15 protein-coding genes are annotated in these 17,508 nt (G+C 42.9%); all 15 read right to left on the bottom strand.

Annotation, left to right across the window (positions count from 1 at the left end):
* Nucleotides 1-36: 36 nt before the first annotated feature.
* Complete coding sequence (locus tag C7Y71_RS01915; RefSeq protein WP_111897748.1) at nucleotides 37-492, bottom strand: hypothetical protein; 456 nt, start codon at nucleotides 490-492, stop codon at nucleotides 37-39.
* A gap of 5 nt (nucleotides 493-497) precedes the next feature.
* On the bottom strand, nucleotides 498-1,736 hold the full coding sequence (locus C7Y71_RS01910; protein WP_111897749.1) for a CHASE2 domain-containing protein: 1,239 nt from the start codon (nucleotides 1,734-1,736) through the stop codon (nucleotides 498-500).
* A gap of 357 nt (nucleotides 1,737-2,093) precedes the next feature.
* Complete coding sequence (locus C7Y71_RS01905) at nucleotides 2,094-3,020, bottom strand: bile acid:sodium symporter family protein (RefSeq protein ID WP_111897750.1); 927 nt, start codon at nucleotides 3,018-3,020, stop codon at nucleotides 2,094-2,096.
* Between the two features lie 24 nt (nucleotides 3,021-3,044).
* The gene (locus tag C7Y71_RS01900; RefSeq protein ID WP_111897751.1) at nucleotides 3,045-3,749 is read right to left on the bottom strand and encodes a tRNA1(Val) (adenine(37)-N6)-methyltransferase; all 705 of its coding nucleotides are present in this window, start codon (nucleotides 3,747-3,749) and stop codon (nucleotides 3,045-3,047) included.
* The gene (locus C7Y71_RS01895; protein ID WP_111897752.1) at nucleotides 3,746-4,747 is read right to left on the bottom strand and encodes an AMP-binding protein; all 1,002 of its coding nucleotides are present in this window, start codon (nucleotides 4,745-4,747) and stop codon (nucleotides 3,746-3,748) included. Before C7Y71_RS01895 ends, C7Y71_RS01900 begins: the two co-directional genes overlap by 4 nt.
* Nucleotides 4,735-5,790: an o-succinylbenzoate synthase gene (locus C7Y71_RS01890; protein ID WP_111897753.1), complete on the bottom strand. Its 1,056-nt coding sequence runs from the start codon at nucleotides 5,788-5,790 to the stop codon at nucleotides 4,735-4,737. The genes C7Y71_RS01895 and C7Y71_RS01890 overlap by 13 nt, the downstream gene beginning before the upstream one ends.
* Before the next feature lie 12 nt (nucleotides 5,791-5,802).
* Entirely contained in the window at nucleotides 5,803-6,618 is an 816-nt protein-coding gene (gene menB, locus C7Y71_RS01885; RefSeq protein WP_111897754.1) for a 1,4-dihydroxy-2-naphthoyl-CoA synthase, read from the bottom strand.
* A 4-nt stretch (nucleotides 6,619-6,622) separates the two neighbouring features.
* Nucleotides 6,623-8,239 (bottom strand): 2-succinyl-5-enolpyruvyl-6-hydroxy-3-cyclohexene-1-carboxylic-acid synthase, encoded by a 1,617-nt coding sequence (gene menD / locus C7Y71_RS01880; protein WP_111897755.1) that lies wholly within the window; start codon nucleotides 8,237-8,239, stop codon nucleotides 6,623-6,625.
* Entirely contained in the window at nucleotides 8,236-9,282 is a 1,047-nt protein-coding gene (locus C7Y71_RS01875; protein ID WP_193215940.1) for a chorismate-binding protein, read from the bottom strand. The genes menD and C7Y71_RS01875 overlap by 4 nt, the downstream gene beginning before the upstream one ends.
* A gap of 159 nt (nucleotides 9,283-9,441) precedes the next feature.
* Nucleotides 9,442-10,731: a bifunctional folylpolyglutamate synthase/dihydrofolate synthase gene (locus C7Y71_RS01870; RefSeq protein WP_111897757.1), complete on the bottom strand. Its 1,290-nt coding sequence runs from the start codon at nucleotides 10,729-10,731 to the stop codon at nucleotides 9,442-9,444.
* Between the two features lie 68 nt (nucleotides 10,732-10,799).
* The gene (gene dnaJ / locus C7Y71_RS01865; protein ID WP_111897758.1) at nucleotides 10,800-11,930 is read right to left on the bottom strand and encodes a molecular chaperone DnaJ; all 1,131 of its coding nucleotides are present in this window, start codon (nucleotides 11,928-11,930) and stop codon (nucleotides 10,800-10,802) included.
* Nucleotides 11,931-11,960: 30 nt separating this feature from the next.
* Nucleotides 11,961-12,614, bottom strand: coding sequence for a nucleotide exchange factor GrpE (locus C7Y71_RS01860; RefSeq protein WP_111897759.1), 654 nt, complete (start codon nucleotides 12,612-12,614; stop codon nucleotides 11,961-11,963).
* 126 nt (nucleotides 12,615-12,740) lie between these two features.
* Nucleotides 12,741-14,357 carry an ABC-F family ATP-binding cassette domain-containing protein gene (locus tag C7Y71_RS01855; protein ID WP_111897760.1) on the bottom strand — a complete coding sequence of 539 codons (1,617 nt, stop codon included), beginning with the start codon at nucleotides 14,355-14,357 and terminating at the stop codon, nucleotides 12,741-12,743.
* Nucleotides 14,358-14,427: 70 nt separating this feature from the next.
* A complete protein-coding gene (locus C7Y71_RS01850; RefSeq protein ID WP_111897761.1) occupies nucleotides 14,428-15,342 on the bottom strand; it encodes a glycosyltransferase family 2 protein in 915 nt (304 codons plus the stop codon).
* Between the two features lie 11 nt (nucleotides 15,343-15,353).
* Entirely contained in the window at nucleotides 15,354-17,492 is a 2,139-nt protein-coding gene (gene porE, locus C7Y71_RS01845) for a PorE family type IX secretion system protein (RefSeq protein WP_111897762.1), read from the bottom strand.
* Nucleotides 17,493-17,508 lie beyond the last annotated feature (16 nt).

The following is a 17,508-nucleotide window of genomic DNA, read 5'->3' as shown; positions in this document are numbered from 1 at the left end:
ATTCTGTTTTTAACAATAAATTAAATAGACTCACTACTAATCTAATAAACCTGATTCTTCAAATAATAGTTCAAGCTCTTTAAATGCTTTTTTTTCTTCTTCTGAACAAAATATACCTCTTGTATTAAACCCTCCTACTGACATTTCATTTACAAAATCGTCAGAAGTTTTACCTCTTATGATATCCATAAATGTAACTGTGCGCTTGACTCTCGCCCCATGTATTTTCTTCATTTGTTTTATCGTACCTTTAAAGTTTTTGTTCATGGTTATAGTGTGTCTTTTGTCATTACTTCTTAGCGTAAGGAAAGCCCCTTGAGGTACGTTTATGAAAATCGTTTCATCAAGGACATCACCCTTCTTCATTAAGCGACTATGCCCATTTACAACAATAGTGATATTACCTTTAACTATAAATGCAGTATACTTTTGTCCGGCAAAAGTGAATATGCAAATAAGGAATAAAATACTGGCTAAAACGCTTCTTCTCATAATAATTAATGATTATTGATTTTATAATAAATAGAGAAACTGCAAATTCTGTTACAAGTTTTATGTCTACTAAGATAAATAATAAGTGATGTGTATATAACTTTAATGATTGCAGCCGCAATAAGAATTCCATTTATTGCAGATTGTCCATGCGCAAAAACGTTATTGTCCATTAGTAAATGATAACTATAAGCTTTTACTAGCACAACTGCAATTATGCCTATGAATATTGATGGAAAAATACCATCAATAATCATGGCTCCAAATGTATAATTACATTTTATTCTTAAAAAATAGACAAAAACGTCTGTCAAGATTAATACAATAATAAGTATTAACAAAGCTGTAACTGTCATACGAAAATTTCCTGTGGGGGATTGCTCAGTCACGGTGTCGCAATTTATTGATTGTACTATATAGGCATGTACGAGCATGCCCGGGATCATGCCCAAAGGACTGTCAAATCTATCTCCACTATATTTGTATGAACCAACAATAACAAAATGGTCTTTGATTTTGTTGTAATCTAAACTATCAGGTGATAGTTTCTTTACATTAATTCTTTTATAGTTAATAATATAAGACTCATGTGGTTGATAATCGTTAAAGCATTCTTCTCCTATAAGCATCGCTGGTAAAGAGAATACTTTTTTGTTATTTATTTTTTCAACAACACTATATTTCCATACAGATTCACTAGTTCCGTTGTTTTTCATGTTAGCGTAACCTTCCTTAACAGAATCGCAAAACCATTCAGGATAATTTGGATTCAGAAAGAATGAATGCTCTGAATTACAAAAAGAGTTAGATTGTTTGTCAAAATCTTTTAACATATACGCAAAAAAAGTCTTGTCTTTTACCTTTTTTACAGTTTCAACCAAAGCCCTGTCAGTCGATACTTCTTGTGGAGATGGAAACATGAAATCTACTGCTATACCAATTGGATTCATGTTGTATATGGTGTCAATGAGAGTAGCCAATTTCTTTCGACTAGTAATATCTTTGACATCAACAAGTGTTAGAATTTCATTAATTTCGTCATCTCCATTGTGGTTGGCGTTATAGATTTCATATAAAGTTTTCGTTGTGAGTTGATTATGATTCGTTGAAAAATTGCTTAACCAATATGTAGGGTCTAACTTCGAAAGATTAAAAAATAAGGCAAGAGGAGTACATAAGATGAGAAGCGATAAGACATCAAAAAATCCAATCGTTGATAATATATGTATAAGCGTTGATTTCATTATATCAGTTTATATCTTAATGCTTCTATATAGTGAAAAGAAAAGCGTGAAGACTTGTTAAGCTCATTGTATTCTTGGTATCGCCAAACACCATGCAAATAATGAACAACAATAACCTCACGCTGTGAAACATATAGGAGGTCACACAGCGTGAGTGCTTGCATGAATCTATATATCACAGATGAGCGCTATCATTTAATCCTATTTGCTTTGTGAAATTGGCGATTTCAGAATACAGGATAAATCAAAACGCTTCCTTGGTCGCAGATTTCTCCCTGCGACACCGCAAATTTAATAAAAAACTTAAATAACAGGTGTTTTCATCTAAAGATTTAAAATTTTTTTTGAAAACGCAGTCTAATTCTCCTCCCTACCATAAATCCGAGCGACAACAGCACCGCTGATGTTGTGCCATACGCTGAATATGGCACCTGGGATGGTTGCCATGGGGTATGCTGCAAAATGGATGGTGGCGAGGCTGGAGGCTAGGCCGGAATTCTGCATACCCACCTCTATGCTGACAGCGCGTCGCTTGGAGGCTTTCATGCCAGTAACTTTTCCTATTGCGTACCCCAAGGTCAGTCCGCAGAGGTTGTGGAGTATAACAACGAGGATAATGATGAGTCCACCAGATAAAAGTTTTGAAGCATTGGCGGCTATCACGATGAACACAATGATACAAATGACAAGCGAAGACAGAGCGGGTAGATAAGCCGTTGCCTTTTCCGAGAACTTTGGCAAAAATGTCTTGATTATCAAACCTGCCACGATGGGCAGAATGACAACCCAAAGGATGCTTAGTAGCATACCGATAATGTCAACATCTACATTCTTGCCAGCCAGAATCCATACGAGCAATGGCGTCAATACTGGTGCCAACAACGTAGAAGTGGCTGTCATACCAACACTTAACGCAAGGTCGCCCTTTGCCAGATAGGTAATGACGTTCGATGCCGTTCCGCCTGGACAGCAACCAACAAGTACAACACCAATGGTCAGCGCCTCATCAAGTGAGAATATATGCGCAAGCAACCATGCCAACAATGGCATCACAGTGAACTGAGCCATACAGCCTATTAACACATCCTTGGGACGGCTGAATACCACGCGGAAGTCGTCTAACTTAAGCGTCATACCCATCCCGAACATAATTATACCCAAGAGCGGATTGATAAGCGTCGGTTTTATATGAGATGAGACACTGGGAAACAAAAGTGCTAATACTGCAGTCAGTAGCACCAATATGCCCATATAATCAGAAATAAACTTGCAAAGACGTTTCATTTATAATCTTATTTTTTTTGTGATTTACCAAAGATAAAATGACTTGGTGAGTTCCGTATGCTCCACTGTTCGTAAACCATTTTTTTCTAACAGTTGCAGTGTGTTATGTATCAACTTTGTTCTCTGGCGTTTACCAAATGTGAGCAAACAGCGTTTTGGCATTTTTCCTGTTGTCGTTATGACATCTGTTTCGCGATGCAGATGCAGCCGTTCCAAGGTGCAGATGCTTTTTATGCGGTTTAATTGTTGGTAAGGCATAATCAAAGAGATTTTCCCATCTTCAGTGAGAAGCGATTTACTTTTCCTAATCAGGTTTTCAAGTGTAAGTGAAGTTGTGTGTCGTGCCGAACTTCGTGCTTCATCTGTAGGGAGAACATCTTCATCAAAATATGGAGGGTTACTGACAATGTGGTCAAAATGCTCTTCAGTCAACCAATTGTTAAAATCAGCATTCACAATGTCTATTCGTGGTTGATATGGCGAATGAAGGATATTCTCTGCCGCTTGTTCTGCCGCGTCCTTGTTGCTCTCAATTCCTGTAATCAAAGCCTTTTCTGTTCGTTGAGCAATCATTAAAGCAATTATCCCGCTACCAGTACCAACGTCAAGCAAACGCTCATCGCCTAACACATCTGCCCACGCACCGAGCAACACACCGTCGGTGCCCACCTTATTGGCGCAGCGGTCGTGATAAATCCGGTAATGCTTAAAGTCGAAATAATCTTTCATTGAATGGAGGATAATTTCATAGCCATTTTTTTTACTTCTTGACGAGCGATTTTTCCAGAACCTGTCTTTGGAATTTTATGACAGGAAATCAGACGTTTGGGCACTTCATAACGATTTAGATGAGCGCGACAAATAGCCATGGTTTCTTCTTCCGACAATCCCGTATGAAGCATAACAATGATTTCGCCGTATTTTTCATCAGGCAATGAAGTGATAGCATAGTCTGCCTCCAATTTTCCAATGCGTTCCTCAATGCTTTCAATTTGCATCTTGATGCCACCGCTGCAAATCACGTTATCCTTACGCCCCAATATGCGAAAACTGCCATCAATGTGCATCTCGGCAATGTCGTTCGTGATAAGCGTTCTGTCGCAGACATGAGGCGCGTCAATTACAAGACACGATTCTGTATTTAGAGTAATCTTAACGCCATGCAAAGGTGTGTACCAGTCGGATGCCTCTTTACCATTAAGCCGCCGCATGGCAATGTGAGAAAGTGTCTCGGTCATGCCGTAGGTGCTCCATACCGCATGAGGAAAGTCGCGTAATTCATCGCTGAGATTATCACTGATGGCACCTCCACCTATTATTAACTGTCGAATATGGGAAAGACGTGCTTTTTCTTCTGGATGATGTAGTGTTTCAAACACCTGCATCGGTGTCATGGCTGCAAAAGTTATGGGAGTATCCAAGTTACGCAAAGGACGGGAACTGGGAGGAACGATGACAAGCCGCAAGCCATGCGTATATGCCCGGACACACATCATTTGTCCTGCAATGTATTCTAACGGCATGCAAAGAAGGGCACTGTCACCGCGATTAAGTCCTAAGAAGCGACAAGTATGCGTGGCGCTGGCTGCCATTTTGTTTTTATCCACAAATATCTTCTTTGGCGAACCTGTGCTGCCTGAAGTACACACTTCGAGTGCTGTGCTGTCATCATACCATCGCTCACGAAAAGCGGCTTCTTCCGACTTAAATCTTGTTAACTCATCCATAGTGCACCATTCTTGATAAAAAGCGATGTGTCGTTGAAATTGTCTATAAATAGTTGTCCCGTGCCAAGACCTTGATAATAGTCCGAAAAGTCCTTCGGATGAATTTCCATTAAGTAAGACACCCATTGAGCAATAGCATTAAGCCCAACGTTAGACTCCAAAGCACTGGTTACCCAGTAGCCTATTCCACGCTCCCGAGCCAATGCCATCCATTCTTCACAGCCTTTCAGACCACCATGCAAGGTGGGTTTGAGTACAAGATAGTTCGGACGAACCGTGTCAAGCAAATCCGCTTTTCTTGAAGTGTTATTAACACCTATCAATTCTTCATCAAGTGCAACCGGAAGTTGCGACTGATTGCAAATAGTCGCCATGCTGTCCCACTGACCCTGTCTGATGGGTTGTTCAATACTATGAATGTCGTATTTCGAAAGCAACTCCATGATTTTTGGCGCCTCTTCTGGAGGAAAACCCCCATTGGCATCTACGCGAATTTCTACCATGTTTCTGTCAAACTCCTTGCGTAGTAATTGAATGAGCCGGAGTTCTTCGTCGAAAGCGATGGCACCGATTTTTATCTTGATACATTTGAAACCGGAAGACAATTTCTCATGCATGCGCTGCAGCATTTCGTCATAATTGCCCATCCAGACCAATCCGTTGATGCGAATACCCGTCTCACCTCTCGTAAAAGATGTATCATATAGTCGGAGATAATTGCCGCGTAATGATGCTTTTGCAGATAAAAGGGCTGTCTCAAAACCAAACAGTATAGATGGGTTGTCTCGCAGAGAATCTTCATCGTAATGTCCCTCCTTGTTCCATTTTTCAGCCTCATGATGCAACACGCGCTCATAATCATCGTTATATTCTGCGCTGAGATCAAAAAGTGGAGCACATTCACCAAGCCCAAAAAGTTGAGAATTATCGGCAGATGTAAGGCGCACGTACCAAAGTCGGCGCTCAGTGTAGATGCCGCGCGAGGTGCCTGCGGGCTGCTTGAAATGAAGTGTTCGTGGCAGGATGTCAATCTGAAGTCCCATCTGAATAAAACGCTATGGCAACTTGGGGTATTTTGAAAAGTCAGGCTTGCGCTTCTCTAAGAAAGCACGACCACCTTCTTGTGCTTCATCGAGCATATAGTAGAGCATTGTGGCATCGCCGGCAAGTTCCTGAATGCCCGCCTGTCCGTCAAGTTCAGCATTCAAACCAGCCTTTATCATACGAAGAGCCAGAGGAGAACGTTCCATCATGGTTTTTGCCCAATCCACTACTTCGTCTTCCAGTCGTTCTGATGGTACAACCTTGTTGACCATACCCATGCGTTCGGCTTCTGCCGCAGAGTATTGACGACATAGGAACCATATCTCACGGGCTTTCTTTTGACCTACTATGCGAGCAAGATATGATGCACCAAAGCCTGCATCGAAGGAACCAACCTTAGGACCTGTTTGTCCGAAAATTGCATTGTCAGAGGCTATGGTGAGGTCGCACATCAAGTGGAGTACGTGACCTCCGCCGATGGCATAGCCATTCACCATGGCGATAACGGGCTTCGGAAGAGAGCGAATCTGCTTCTGTACGTCGAGCACATTAAGACGGGGCACTCCGTCACCACCTACATATCCGCCACGTCCCTTTACGTTCATGTCGCCACCTGAACAAAAGGCTTTATCACCTGCACCAGTTAGCACCACCACACACACATCCTGACTCTCACGACAATACACCAGAGCGTCGCTTATTTCTTGAACAGTCTTTGGTGTAAAGGCATTGCGGTAACGGGGGCGATTGATAGTGATTTTTGCAATGCCTTCGAAGAAATCGAAACAGATTTCTTCGTAGGACTTAATAGTCGTCCAATTTCTCATATATTTATTGCTTAATCGTAATTTCAATAATAATGGGGCGTGACCTTTTCTGGTTTATCATCACATCGAGGGCGGAAGCGAGTTCATCGTAGTCTGTCGCTTCTATGTATTCTGCGCCATAACTTTCTGCAATACCTTTGGCAAAAGTGTTGTGCCGTGCAGAAACATACTCTTCAGTGGCAGGAGAAGCGTCCAGACCTTCAAGTTCTCTGAATATACCACCGCCTTTGTTGTTGAACATGATGATGTTCAAATTTCCTCCTAATTTGCAGTTCCACAGCGCATTACTGTCGTAGAAGAAACTTAAATCGCCTAAAATAACACACACCTGTTCATCAGTTCCCAAAGCATGTCCGGCTGCAGCAGAGAGTGTGCCTTCTATGCCGTTCACGCCGCGGTTGCAGTAGAAATCGGGTCCATCTTCAAAATAGTGGGAGGCTTGACGTACCGCACTACTGTTCCCTAAATGAATGATTTGTATCTTGTTTTGGATTTTTTCGCTTACAAGCGCCATTGCTCCTGCTTCACAAAAAATAGAATCATTCCTTTCCTTGCATAGCAATCCTTTGAAATATGCCTTTTCACTGACTACGTCTTGTTTCTCTTCGAGTCTGTTTGCTAATTGAGACAAGGCACCTGCGAGCGAACATCGTACAATCGTGTCAAGATGGTAAAAAGTGTCAGGAAAGTCGTTTTGTCGCTCTTCAATTCGAACAACAGGACATTCTTGTTCTCTTAACGTCTTGCGTAGGCGTTTGTGAACGAAATTGCCACCAATGTGTACCACAAGGTCGGGTTTCAGTTCATGCTGTTCATCAGAATACTCGTATGATACCGTGCGATAACTATAATTGCAGTTACTGATGATTTCCGGCATAATCAAAATACCGTCCGTGGACTCTAAATGGTCGAGAGCGCTATGTAAAACTTTGCTTCTTGTATCATTTACGTTCTTTGGGAACAGTTGACCCACTACGAGTAGTGGCAGACGCGCATTGAAAATCCTTTCAATAATATGCTTTGGCAACGTTTCATTATCAGTTTTTGGAGTAAACTCTTCAATTTTCCTGACTGTTGGAAGATGCTCTACGTTAAAATTGAAAAGGGGACGAGAGATGGGCAAATTGAGATGGACGGGACAGCCACCATCATGACGCAAAGCAAGAAGGGCTTCATTACAAGCCCGCTCGCACCAATGCACATTATTCTCGTTCAGCACAATGGTCTTGGCGTATGGCATCAAAGCACCCTCTTGGGGTAAGGTTTGTCCGTCAAGTTGGCCAATCGCTTCTGCGGGCCTGTCTGCAGAAATAACTAAAAGTGGAATGTGTTGGTAATACGCCTCTGCTACAGCAGGAAGCGTGTTAAGCAAGGCCGTCCCGGAAGTAACGCATACAGCCACCGGTTGACGTTTGGCATAGTAGAGTCCGCAGGCCACAAATGCAGCACAACGCTCGTCTGTAACAGGGTAAAGGGTCATACAGGCCTCTAAGGACATCTTATGGAAATTGTGAACAAGCGCAGCATTACGAGCGCCGGGACAAACCACAATGTCCTGAATGCCATGTTCCAATAATAAGGCTGATAATATGTTGACGGATGTCTTGTCGCAGTACATCATTCTAAAATCTTAAGTAGGGTTTCTATCTTGCGGCATGTTTCGGTCCATTCTTCTGAAGCATTGCTCTCTTTCAATAGTCCGCCGCCAGCGTATGCATAAGCACCACCTTGTACGAACTTCATGCACCGCAACGTAACGTAAAGTCCGCTTCTTTTGTTGATATTGAGTGGACCACAAAAACCAGCATAGTATTCCCTGTCAATACTTTCTAATGAAACTATCTTGTCATATGCAATTTGCTTAGGGAACCCGCAAACAGCAGGAGTGGGGTGGAGACTTGATAAAATATCCCCAACAGGCGATGTCGAATTAAAAGTATAATCCGTACGAAGATGCATCAATTCGCCCGATTGTGATGGATAGGGACCTGCGCTTTCCACAATTGTGCCTTTGTCGTTCAAAATCCCCGAAATGTAGTCCGCCACCATTTGTTGCTCATGTCGATTTTTAGCATCCCAACTCTCTACATCTACAACATCTTTTTCATGGATGCTACGTGTGCCAGCAAGCGCCATTGTTCGGAACGTGTTTCCTTCTTGTTCTAACAACAATTCTGGTGTAGCAACGAGCCATGTCCCGCTCAATGATGTATGCCAAAGCGTTACGAAATTACGAGGGTATAGATTGCAGGCTTTTAGAAAAAAATGTAAAGTCTCATTGGCATTGTAATCTATTTGTATAAATGGTTTGCGAGCTAACACAATCTTTTTCAAATCTCCATCACGAAGCGCAGAAGAAAATCGTTCAAAATCTTCTGTGTAAGAAGACTTTTCATTATTCAAATGATAATCTATGTGTAAATAGTCTCCGTTTGTGGGCAATTCAAAGCACAGATTATTTCCGCGAATAAGTAGCGTTTTTTCGCATCCGTCCGTTGAAAAAGGAGAAATCAAGAAACCTTCAATGTCGCATAATCTCGACAACGATTGCACTTCTTTTGTTGGTTTCTGCCCATCGATGAAATGACATGTCGTTTGCAAGGGCAGACGATACAGAGCAAAGTCTTTACCCTGAGAAATAATGTTCTCTATGTCCTTATCCAATTTCACAACTGCATTGTTTCTTTATTCTTACAGAACTATGACTGTAGTCAAGATTGTAATGAAAGATTTATCTACTCATCGTGTGTGCAAATCAAAGTCAATGCAAATTTAGTGAAAAATGCTGAAAATAAAGAAACTCTTTTCTCCTTTTGATTCCATTTACAACTCGATATGTGCCAGCAAGTCTGCTACCACAAAACTACTGCCACCAACGAAGATGGCATCGCTTTCTTTTGCAAGGTCCAATGCCGTATCGTAAGCTTCGCCTACAGTGGCATAACCTGTTCCCGTAAGACCATGTTGAAGTGCTTTGTCAAGAAGAGAGTCAAATGGCATAGCGCGGTGAACACTTGCTTGTGTAAAGTAGTAGGTGGCATTTTTAGGAAGACTTGCGAGTACACCATCAATGTCCTTGTCGTTTGCCATCCCGAAAACCACGTGTAGATGGTGCTTCTTGCTGAGTGATTCAAGTTGTTTTGATAAGTATTGCCAACCACCAGCATTATGACCTGTATCGCAAATCGTGAGAGGATGTTCGTGGATGGTCTGCCAGCGTCCTGCAAGACCTGTCAATGTCATGACATTTTCGAATCCCTCATGCACATTTTTTGTGCTAATATTGAAACCTTTTAGGTGTTTCAGTGCTGATAGAATGGTATTGGTGTTTTTCTGTTGGCAAGTTCCTCGAAGTTCCCCACGAAAAGTGCCCCAAGTCTTTGTGGTATATTCAAAACCTTCTGCATTTTCGGTAATGCTGTTAAGTTCGTCTTCCTTTTCTGCAAAATAAATGGGTGCACCAACTTCTTTCGCTTTGTTCAGAAATACAGGTTTCGTCTCTGCTAATGCTTCGCCGATAACAACAGGAACGTCCTTTTTCATAATTCCTGCTTTCTCACTCGCAATTTCTGCAAGTGTGTTGCCAAGAAATGAAGTGTGGTCAAAACTGATATTGGTAATAATGCAAAGTTCGGGCTGAATGATGTTAGTGCAGTCCAAGCGTCCACCAAGCCCTACTTCTATAACTGCAACATCCACTTTTTCTTCAGCAAAGTAGAGTAGGGCAAGCGAAGTGGTAATTTCAAAGAATGAAGGGTGCAATGGCTCAAAAAAGAATCGCTCTTCTTCAACAAAACGTACAACGCGCTCTTTGGGAATCATCTTACCATTAACGCGAATACGTTCCCTAAAATCCACAAGATGTGGCGAGGTGTAAAGCCCAACGCGATAGCCTGCAGACTGCAAGATGGCAGCAAGTGTGTGTGCTGTGGAACCTTTACCATTAGTGCCTGCCACATGGATGGTCTTATAGTTGCGGTGTGGGTGTCCGAAATGAGCATCCAGCGTTTTCGTTGTTTGCAGTCCTGGTTTATAGGCTCCAGCACCTATATTTTGGAACAAAGGAGCTGCATTAAACAAATAACCTATAGCATGTTGGTAACGGTTGTCCATTTTGCAAAAGTCTGAAAAAAGGAGCGGACACATTTACCGCTCCATTATTCTAATGAGTATAATTTCTTTTATTGGTCGAAGTATTTCCTGAATGTACGGAAAATCTTGTCTTTGATGCTCTCGTTGCCTTTGCTGTTGGCACTGTCTTTCATTTTTTCAAAGAATTTCCGCTCTTCGTCGCTCAATTTTTCAGGCATGTAAACGCTGATATTGACGAGTAAATCACCTGTATGGTAACTGTTAACAGAGGGCAAACCCTTACCATGAAGAGCAAGAACTGTGCCTGGTTGAGTACCAGGCTTAATCTTGATACGTACCTTACCATCTACTGTCGGAATCTCCACACTGTCGCCCAATACTGCTTGGGGTATAGTAAGTAATAAGTTGTAAATCAGGTCATTGCCATTACGAATAAGCGACTTGTCGGTTTCTTCACTAATAAGAACCTGAAGGTCGCCGGCTATGCCATTATGACGCGCAGCGTTGCCCTTTCCGCGTGAAGTAACCACCATACCTTCTTCCACACCGGCAGGTATGTTGATTTCAACAATCTCTTCACCCTTCGTGATACCTTCACCGTGACAGCGAGAGCAAGGGTCTTTCACGATGGTGCCTTCTCCATGGCACTTTGGACAGGTTTCTTGCGACTGCATTGTACCGAAAATGGTGCGTTGTTGACGAAGAACAAAACCTTGACCATTACAGTCCGGACAAGTGACAGGCTGACTGCCGTTGACGCAACCAGTGCCGTGGCAGTCAGGACAAGGTATGTCCTTATGCACCTTAAACTTCTTTGTTGCGCCATTCTGAATCTCTGAAAGTGAGAGTTTTACCTTCATCCGCAAGTCGCTGCCTCTGAACTGTGCACGGCGTGGACCACGGCTATAACCACTAAAACCACCTATACCCATTTCATCAAATATGGTACTGAAATGTGAAAAGATGTCATTAAGGTCCATACCTTGTGCACCAAAACCCTGACCATTGATGCCTGCTTCGCCAAACTGGTCATAGCGGGCACGCTTGTCGGGATCGCTCAAAATCTCGTAAGCACGAGCGGCCTCCTTGAACTTCTCCTCGGCTTCCTTGTCGCCAGGATTGCGGTCGGGGTGGTATTTCAGCGCTGCCTTGCGGTATGCCTTCTTAATCTCGTCTGCCGTGGCGTCTTTTTTTACACCTAATATCTCGTAAAAATCCATGATTTTCCTTTCTTGGTATCAGTTCTGTAGTTATTGGCCTACTGCCACTTTGGCGTGGCGAATTACTTTATCGTTGAGTTTATAACCCGTTTGCACACAATCCATAACTTTGCCTTTTTCTTCATCGCTTGGCGCAGGAATCATGGCAATAGCCTCATGATAGTCTGTATTAAAATCCTGACCTTCTGTTTCAATTTTCTGCAGTCCTTGTTCTGCAAGGCATTTGAAGAGTTTGTCGGATATCAACTTTACACCATCTTTCAGTGCCTCAATGTCGTTGCTCTTTTCTATGTTCTCAAGAGCACGCGAAAAGTCATCGAGAATGGGTAACAAACTCGTCAGCACCTTTTCGCCACCATTCAGAATGAGATCAGCCTTCTCCTTGAGCGTGCGCTTACGGTAGTTGTCAAATTCAGCAATTTGGCGGAGATATTTGTCATTTGTCTCCGTCAGTTCTCTTTCAGTCTTTGCCAAAAGTTCTTCTGTTGTGAGTTCGTGCGTTTCTTCGCCTGTTTCTTTTGATTCAACTAAGTCTTTGTCAGTTTCAGAAACGACAGTGTCTTCTTCAGAAACATTTTCAGTAGTTTCTTCATTAGAACCCTCTGTTTTAGGTACTTCTAACGTAACTTCGTTTTCTTCATTGAAAACATGTTCTTCTTTTCTTTCTTCTTGTTCCTCTTCCATTTTTTTATATCTTTTTATGCTTTTACAATTGCAACTTTTATGCCAATAAAGCATACTTTTATATGCCTTCTAAAAAAATAATGCTGCACATTAGTACAGCATTCTTTTTCTCAACACAGTATTCTCTTACTTGGCATAAAGTCTTTCCTTTAATTCCTTGATGTGAGTATCGTAGATGTAATCTTCGTAGTTCATCAACTTGTCGATACATCCATTTGGCGTAAGTTCGATGATACGGTTTGCCACAGTGTTAATAAATTCGTGGTCATGACTGGCAAAGAGCACATTGCCCTTGAAGAGTTTTAGGTTGTTGTTGAAGGCCTGAATACTTTCCATGTCAAGATGATTGGTAGGGGTGTCGAGAATAAGGCAGTTTGCATTTTTTAACTGCATACGAGCAATCATGCAACGCATTTTTTCACCACCGCTGAGTACGTTCACCTTCTTTAGTACGTCTTCGTCTTTGAACAGCATCCTGCCCAAGAAGGCCTTGAAATAGACTTCGTTGCCCTGACCATATTGGCTCAGCCAGTCGAGCATATTCATTTCGCTCTTGAAAAACTCTGTATTATCCAAGGGTAGATATGCTGTCGTAATCGTAACACCCCATTTGTAACTGCCTTCAGCAGGCTCTGCATGACCGTTGATAATCTCAAACAAGGCAGTCATGGCACGTGGGTCACGACTCAAGAATACCACCTTCTCGTCTTTTTCAACGTTGAAACTAAGTTTGTCGAAGAGCACAGTACCGTCTTCGGTAACAGCCTTCATGTCGTTCACTTCAAGAATCTGGTTGCCTGGTTCACGCTCCATTTGGAAGATGATGCCCGGGTAGCGGCGTGTAGAAGGCTTAATTTCTTCTATATTGAGTTTCTCAAGCATTTTCTTACGACTTGTGGTCTGGCGACTCTTGGCAACATTGGCTGAGAAACGGCGAATGAATTCTTCTAATTGTTTTTTCTTTTCTTCGGCTTTCAATTTTTGATTTTGCGCCTGACGAAGAGCCAATTGGCTACTCTCGTACCAGAATGAATAGTTGCCTGCAAAGAGTGTAACTTTGCCAAAGTCGATGTCAATGGTGTGAGTACAAACTTGATCAAGGAAGTGGCGGTCGTGGCTCACTACAAGTACAGTGTTCTCGAAGTTACCGAGATAGTCCTCAAGCCATTCCACAGTCTCCAAGTCCAAGTCGTTGGTAGGCTCATCGAGAAGAAGGTTGTCAGGCTCTCCGAAAAGTGCCTGTGCAAGCATTACGCGCACTTTTTCCTTACCGCTAAGCTCTCCCATAAGTTTGCCGTGGAGATGCTCTTTGATACCGAGACCACTGAGCAACTCGCCAGCATCGCTCTCTGCCGTATAGCCACCTATGCTAGCAAACTTGTCTTCAAGTTCTGCCACCTTGATGCCGTCTTCATCGCTAAAGTCCTCTTTGGCATATAAGGTCTCGCGTTCTTTCATAACATCCCAAAGCACGGTATGACCCATCATTACAGTATCTAAAACTGTAAACTCATCAAATTTGAAGTGGTCCTGACTCAATACAGAGAGTCGCTCGCCTGGCCCCATCTCTACTGTTCCTTTCGTAGGTTCCAACTCGCCGGAAATGGCTTTCAATAAGGTTGATTTGCCGGCACCATTGGCACCGATAATACCATAGATATTGCCCGACGTGAACTTCATGTTGACGTCTTTGTACAAAACGCGCTTACCGAATTGAATGGCAAGGTTTGATACTGTAATCATGCTATTTTTCGCTTTTTTGTTTTCGGGCGCGAAATTACGAATATTTGATGGATAATCAGGGTATAAAGGCCTATAAATCTTCTTGTTTGTCCATCAATGCACATAAATACCCTAATTTGTAAACTTTGAAAAGCAGTAACGAGGGGTGGCGCCCTAATAAGTTGCTCCTGATGATGGACTTGAACAACTTAAAGAAAAAGATAAAAACACCCATCAAGTGCCAACGTTTCAGGCGGAGTGCCGTATTGGCAAGATTGGAGTGGGAGAGAAGCGGCTCGCCTATGCGATAGAGTGCGCGAATGCCTGCCTCTGTGTTTTTAAGAAAGGATGAGTTGCTGTTTATGCCGCGATGAAGAAGAGCATTGTCTGTGTGTAGTATGCTGTAACCTTCTTCTTTTAGGCGAATACCCATCAAGACATCTTCATAGCCATATTCAGTGCAACGATCATCGAAAAGTATGCTACCAAATACTTCACGACGAAACATGATATTGAATGTGGAGAGCATGTCATAAGGTCGTGCTGTGCGGAAGGAGACACTTCGTTGTCCTGCGAGTTCGGCTTCCTTTTCGTATTTATAACGCAATTCGCAGCCATAAGGCTTTTCAGAAGGATTGCAAAGTGCTCCACATATCACATCAGCGTTTTGACGCTCGTTGTAATAACGCTTCACGAAATCATCACTCACTATTTCTGCATCGCAGTCGATGAATAGCAAGTAATCTCCGCATGAAATTTCGTAAAGACGATTGCGTATGGCAGCCCTGCCGATATTGACGTCTTGGTGTAACAAACGGCATCTGGGCAGTTTTGCAATTTCTGATAATGCTGTAATGCAGGACTCGTCAGTGGAGCAGTCGTCGCCTAAGATGATCTCATAATCAAAATCGTTATCTGACTCCCGTAGAGATACACACTGACTGCACAATGCCTTAATTAGTATCGTGCAGTCATAATTATATACGGGAATGAGAATGGAAATCATCTGAATTTTTTCTATTCCACATATTCAAATACTTCGTCTTCAGCCTCTTTCTCCTCTTCCTCCTTTTTGCCAACAGCCTTCTCCTTATCTTCCTCTTCTTTCAGTGCTGCATTGTTCTTGACATCGGCCTTCACAGCGTCAACATTAACATTACCCTTCTCGTCGAATAGTCCGTAAGTTGTACGCAATACACGAAATTCAGTGCGGCGGTTCAAAGCATTGCAAACCTCTTGCTTGGCAGAATCAAGTTTGAGTACGTAGTCCAGCGTGAGCGTGTCTCCTGTATGGAGGAATGTGTGCGTCTCGGTGAGTTTCTTGTTGACAATTTTCGGACGCTTCTCGCCATAGCCTTTGGCTTGAAGACGGTCTGCCGAAACTCCATGTTCCGTAAGATAGTTTACCACACTTTCTGCGCGACGTTGAGACAAAGCAAGATTATAGTCGTCTTCGCCACGATAGTCACAATGTGAACTCAGTTCGATAGTGATATGCTTGTTCTGTGTGAGAAGTTTTACGAGTCGGTCCAAAGCCTCTACTGATTCTGGAGTAAGGTCGGCTTTGTCGAATTCGTAGAAGACATTGCGGACCAGGACGGGAATGTTCATGCTTGGCATAGGGAACTGAAGTACGTATTGTGTCTCTTCGGTGAGATGCTCGGGTACTTTCAATTCATTCTGGTAGTTCAAGAAACCATTGCAAACAGCAAGAAAAACATAGTTCACTCCAGGTTTCACTTCACGCTCAAAGGACCCATCACTAAGGACTGCCACCTTTTCGTTAGTGCCATCATCACCTACCATGTACACTTGTGCAGTAGTGAGTTCATATCCGTCTTGTTCATACACCCAGCCTTTCACTGTCGTTAGTCTTTCCGGATAACTGAAAGAATAAATCTTATCCCAACCTCTGCCGCCAGTGCTACGGTTTGATGAGAAATAGCCGCGATTGTGTTTGCCTTCAAACGTCATACCGAAGTCATCACCATTTGAGTTCATCGGGGCAGGCAGGTGTTCCACAATCCATGTCTTGTTCACGGTATCTTCCACCGCTTTGAATATGTCCAAACCGCCAAGCCCCTCCTTTCCGTTGGAAGAAAAGTACAGTTCACCATTGTAACGTGTGGTGGGAAACATTTCGTCGCCTTTTGTATTAATTTTGGGACCGAGGTTTTCTACCGTACCCACGCCCTTGCTGCTTAAAGAGGCGCGCCAGATATCTAGACCACCAAATCCTCCCGGCATATCGCTGACAAAATACAACCAACGACCATCAGCGCTCGGAGCGGGATGAGCATAACTTGATAAAGTATCGCTTGTTATTTTTAGTTGTTGTGGCTTGGCCCATGTTGCATCGCTGCGACTAGCCGTCCAAATTTCTGCCATTCTCGGATAGTCGGCATCAGTACGACAAATCGTGAGATACATCGTCTTACCGTCAGCACTGAATTGGCAGGCACCTTCATCAAATTCGCTGTTTAGGTTGCCTTCAGCGCCTTCAGGGCGTGTCCAATTTCCTTTGTCATCTTTCTTGCTATAGTAGATGTCGGCTGCCATCTCACCTGTAATGCCGCTGTAGTCGTCCCCAGTGGCTTGAGAACGTGTCGTGGAATAGTACAACTGATCGGCTTCGGTGCCCATAAAAGCAGGGGAATAATCTGCACGACTTCCGTTAAATAGTGGCTCAATTTTCACACTGTAAGCCGAACCTGCCGCCTTGATGTCTGGCGATATGTCGCAAGATGTAAGCCCCTGAAGAGATCCTTCATGTTTGGGGGTAATTTCAAGTTGACTCTCGTATGCCTTTCGAGCACCTTTATAATCTCCCTGCTTGCGAAGCATCTCACCTTCCCAATAGTAGGTTAAAGTGTCTGTGTAATTGTAACGAGCAGCACTCTTATACGCACCTACTGCACGAGCGGTATAGCCATATTTTCTGAAACATTCAGCCATGCGATATTGGAGAAAGCCGCGTTTCTCGTGGTCTTTAGGTGATGTCAGATTATAAGCACGTTTGTACTGACCTGAGGCCTCTGCATATTCGCCCAATGCCAAAAAGTTGTCGCCACGCTTTTGCAAACGCTCTGCAGTAGCACATGAAACCAAAAACACTCCTAAAGACAATAAATATGCTAAATTGATAAGTCTTCTCATTATTTAACCATTCACT

This window comes from Pseudoprevotella muciniphila, from assembly GCF_003265305.2.
Lineage (GTDB): Bacteria > Bacteroidota > Bacteroidia > Bacteroidales > Bacteroidaceae > Alloprevotella > Alloprevotella muciniphila.
The sequence above is the reverse complement of the archived record's forward strand: the minus strand, read 5'-3'. Positions and strand labels throughout refer to the sequence as shown.

What these genes read in the sequence shown, in the direction of transcription:
- C7Y71_RS01915 (WP_111897748.1), bottom strand. Translation starts at nt 492, where the DNA reads ATGAGAAGAAGCGTTTTAGCCAGTATTTTATTCCTTATTTGCATATTC.
- C7Y71_RS01910 (WP_111897749.1), bottom strand. Translation starts at nt 1,736, where the DNA reads ATGAAATCAACGCTTATACATATATTATCAACGATTGGATTTTTTGAT.
- C7Y71_RS01905 (WP_111897750.1), bottom strand. Translation starts at nt 3,020, where the DNA reads ATGAAACGTCTTTGCAAGTTTATTTCTGATTATATGGGCATATTGGTG.
- C7Y71_RS01900 (WP_111897751.1), bottom strand. Translation starts at nt 3,749, where the DNA reads ATGAAAGATTATTTCGACTTTAAGCATTACCGGATTTATCACGACCGC.
- C7Y71_RS01895 (WP_111897752.1), bottom strand. Translation starts at nt 4,747, where the DNA reads ATGGATGAGTTAACAAGATTTAAGTCGGAAGAAGCCGCTTTTCGTGAG.
- C7Y71_RS01890 (WP_111897753.1), bottom strand. Translation starts at nt 5,790, where the DNA reads ATGGGACTTCAGATTGACATCCTGCCACGAACACTTCATTTCAAGCAG.
- menB (WP_111897754.1), bottom strand. Translation starts at nt 6,618, where the DNA reads ATGAGAAATTGGACGACTATTAAGTCCTACGAAGAAATCTGTTTCGAT.
- menD (WP_111897755.1), bottom strand. Translation starts at nt 8,239, where the DNA reads ATGATGTACTGCGACAAGACATCCGTCAACATATTATCAGCCTTATTA.
- C7Y71_RS01870 (WP_111897757.1), bottom strand. Translation starts at nt 10,731, where the DNA reads ATGGACAACCGTTACCAACATGCTATAGGTTATTTGTTTAATGCAGCT.
- dnaJ (WP_111897758.1), bottom strand. Translation starts at nt 11,930, where the DNA reads ATGGATTTTTACGAGATATTAGGTGTAAAAAAAGACGCCACGGCAGAC.
- C7Y71_RS01860 (WP_111897759.1), bottom strand. Translation starts at nt 12,614, where the DNA reads ATGGAAGAGGAACAAGAAGAAAGAAAAGAAGAACATGTTTTCAATGAA.
- C7Y71_RS01855 (WP_111897760.1), bottom strand. Translation starts at nt 14,357, where the DNA reads ATGATTACAGTATCAAACCTTGCCATTCAATTCGGTAAGCGCGTTTTG.
- C7Y71_RS01850 (WP_111897761.1), bottom strand. Translation starts at nt 15,342, where the DNA reads ATGATTTCCATTCTCATTCCCGTATATAATTATGACTGCACGATACTA.
- porE (WP_111897762.1), bottom strand. Translation starts at nt 17,492, where the DNA reads ATGAGAAGACTTATCAATTTAGCATATTTATTGTCTTTAGGAGTGTTT.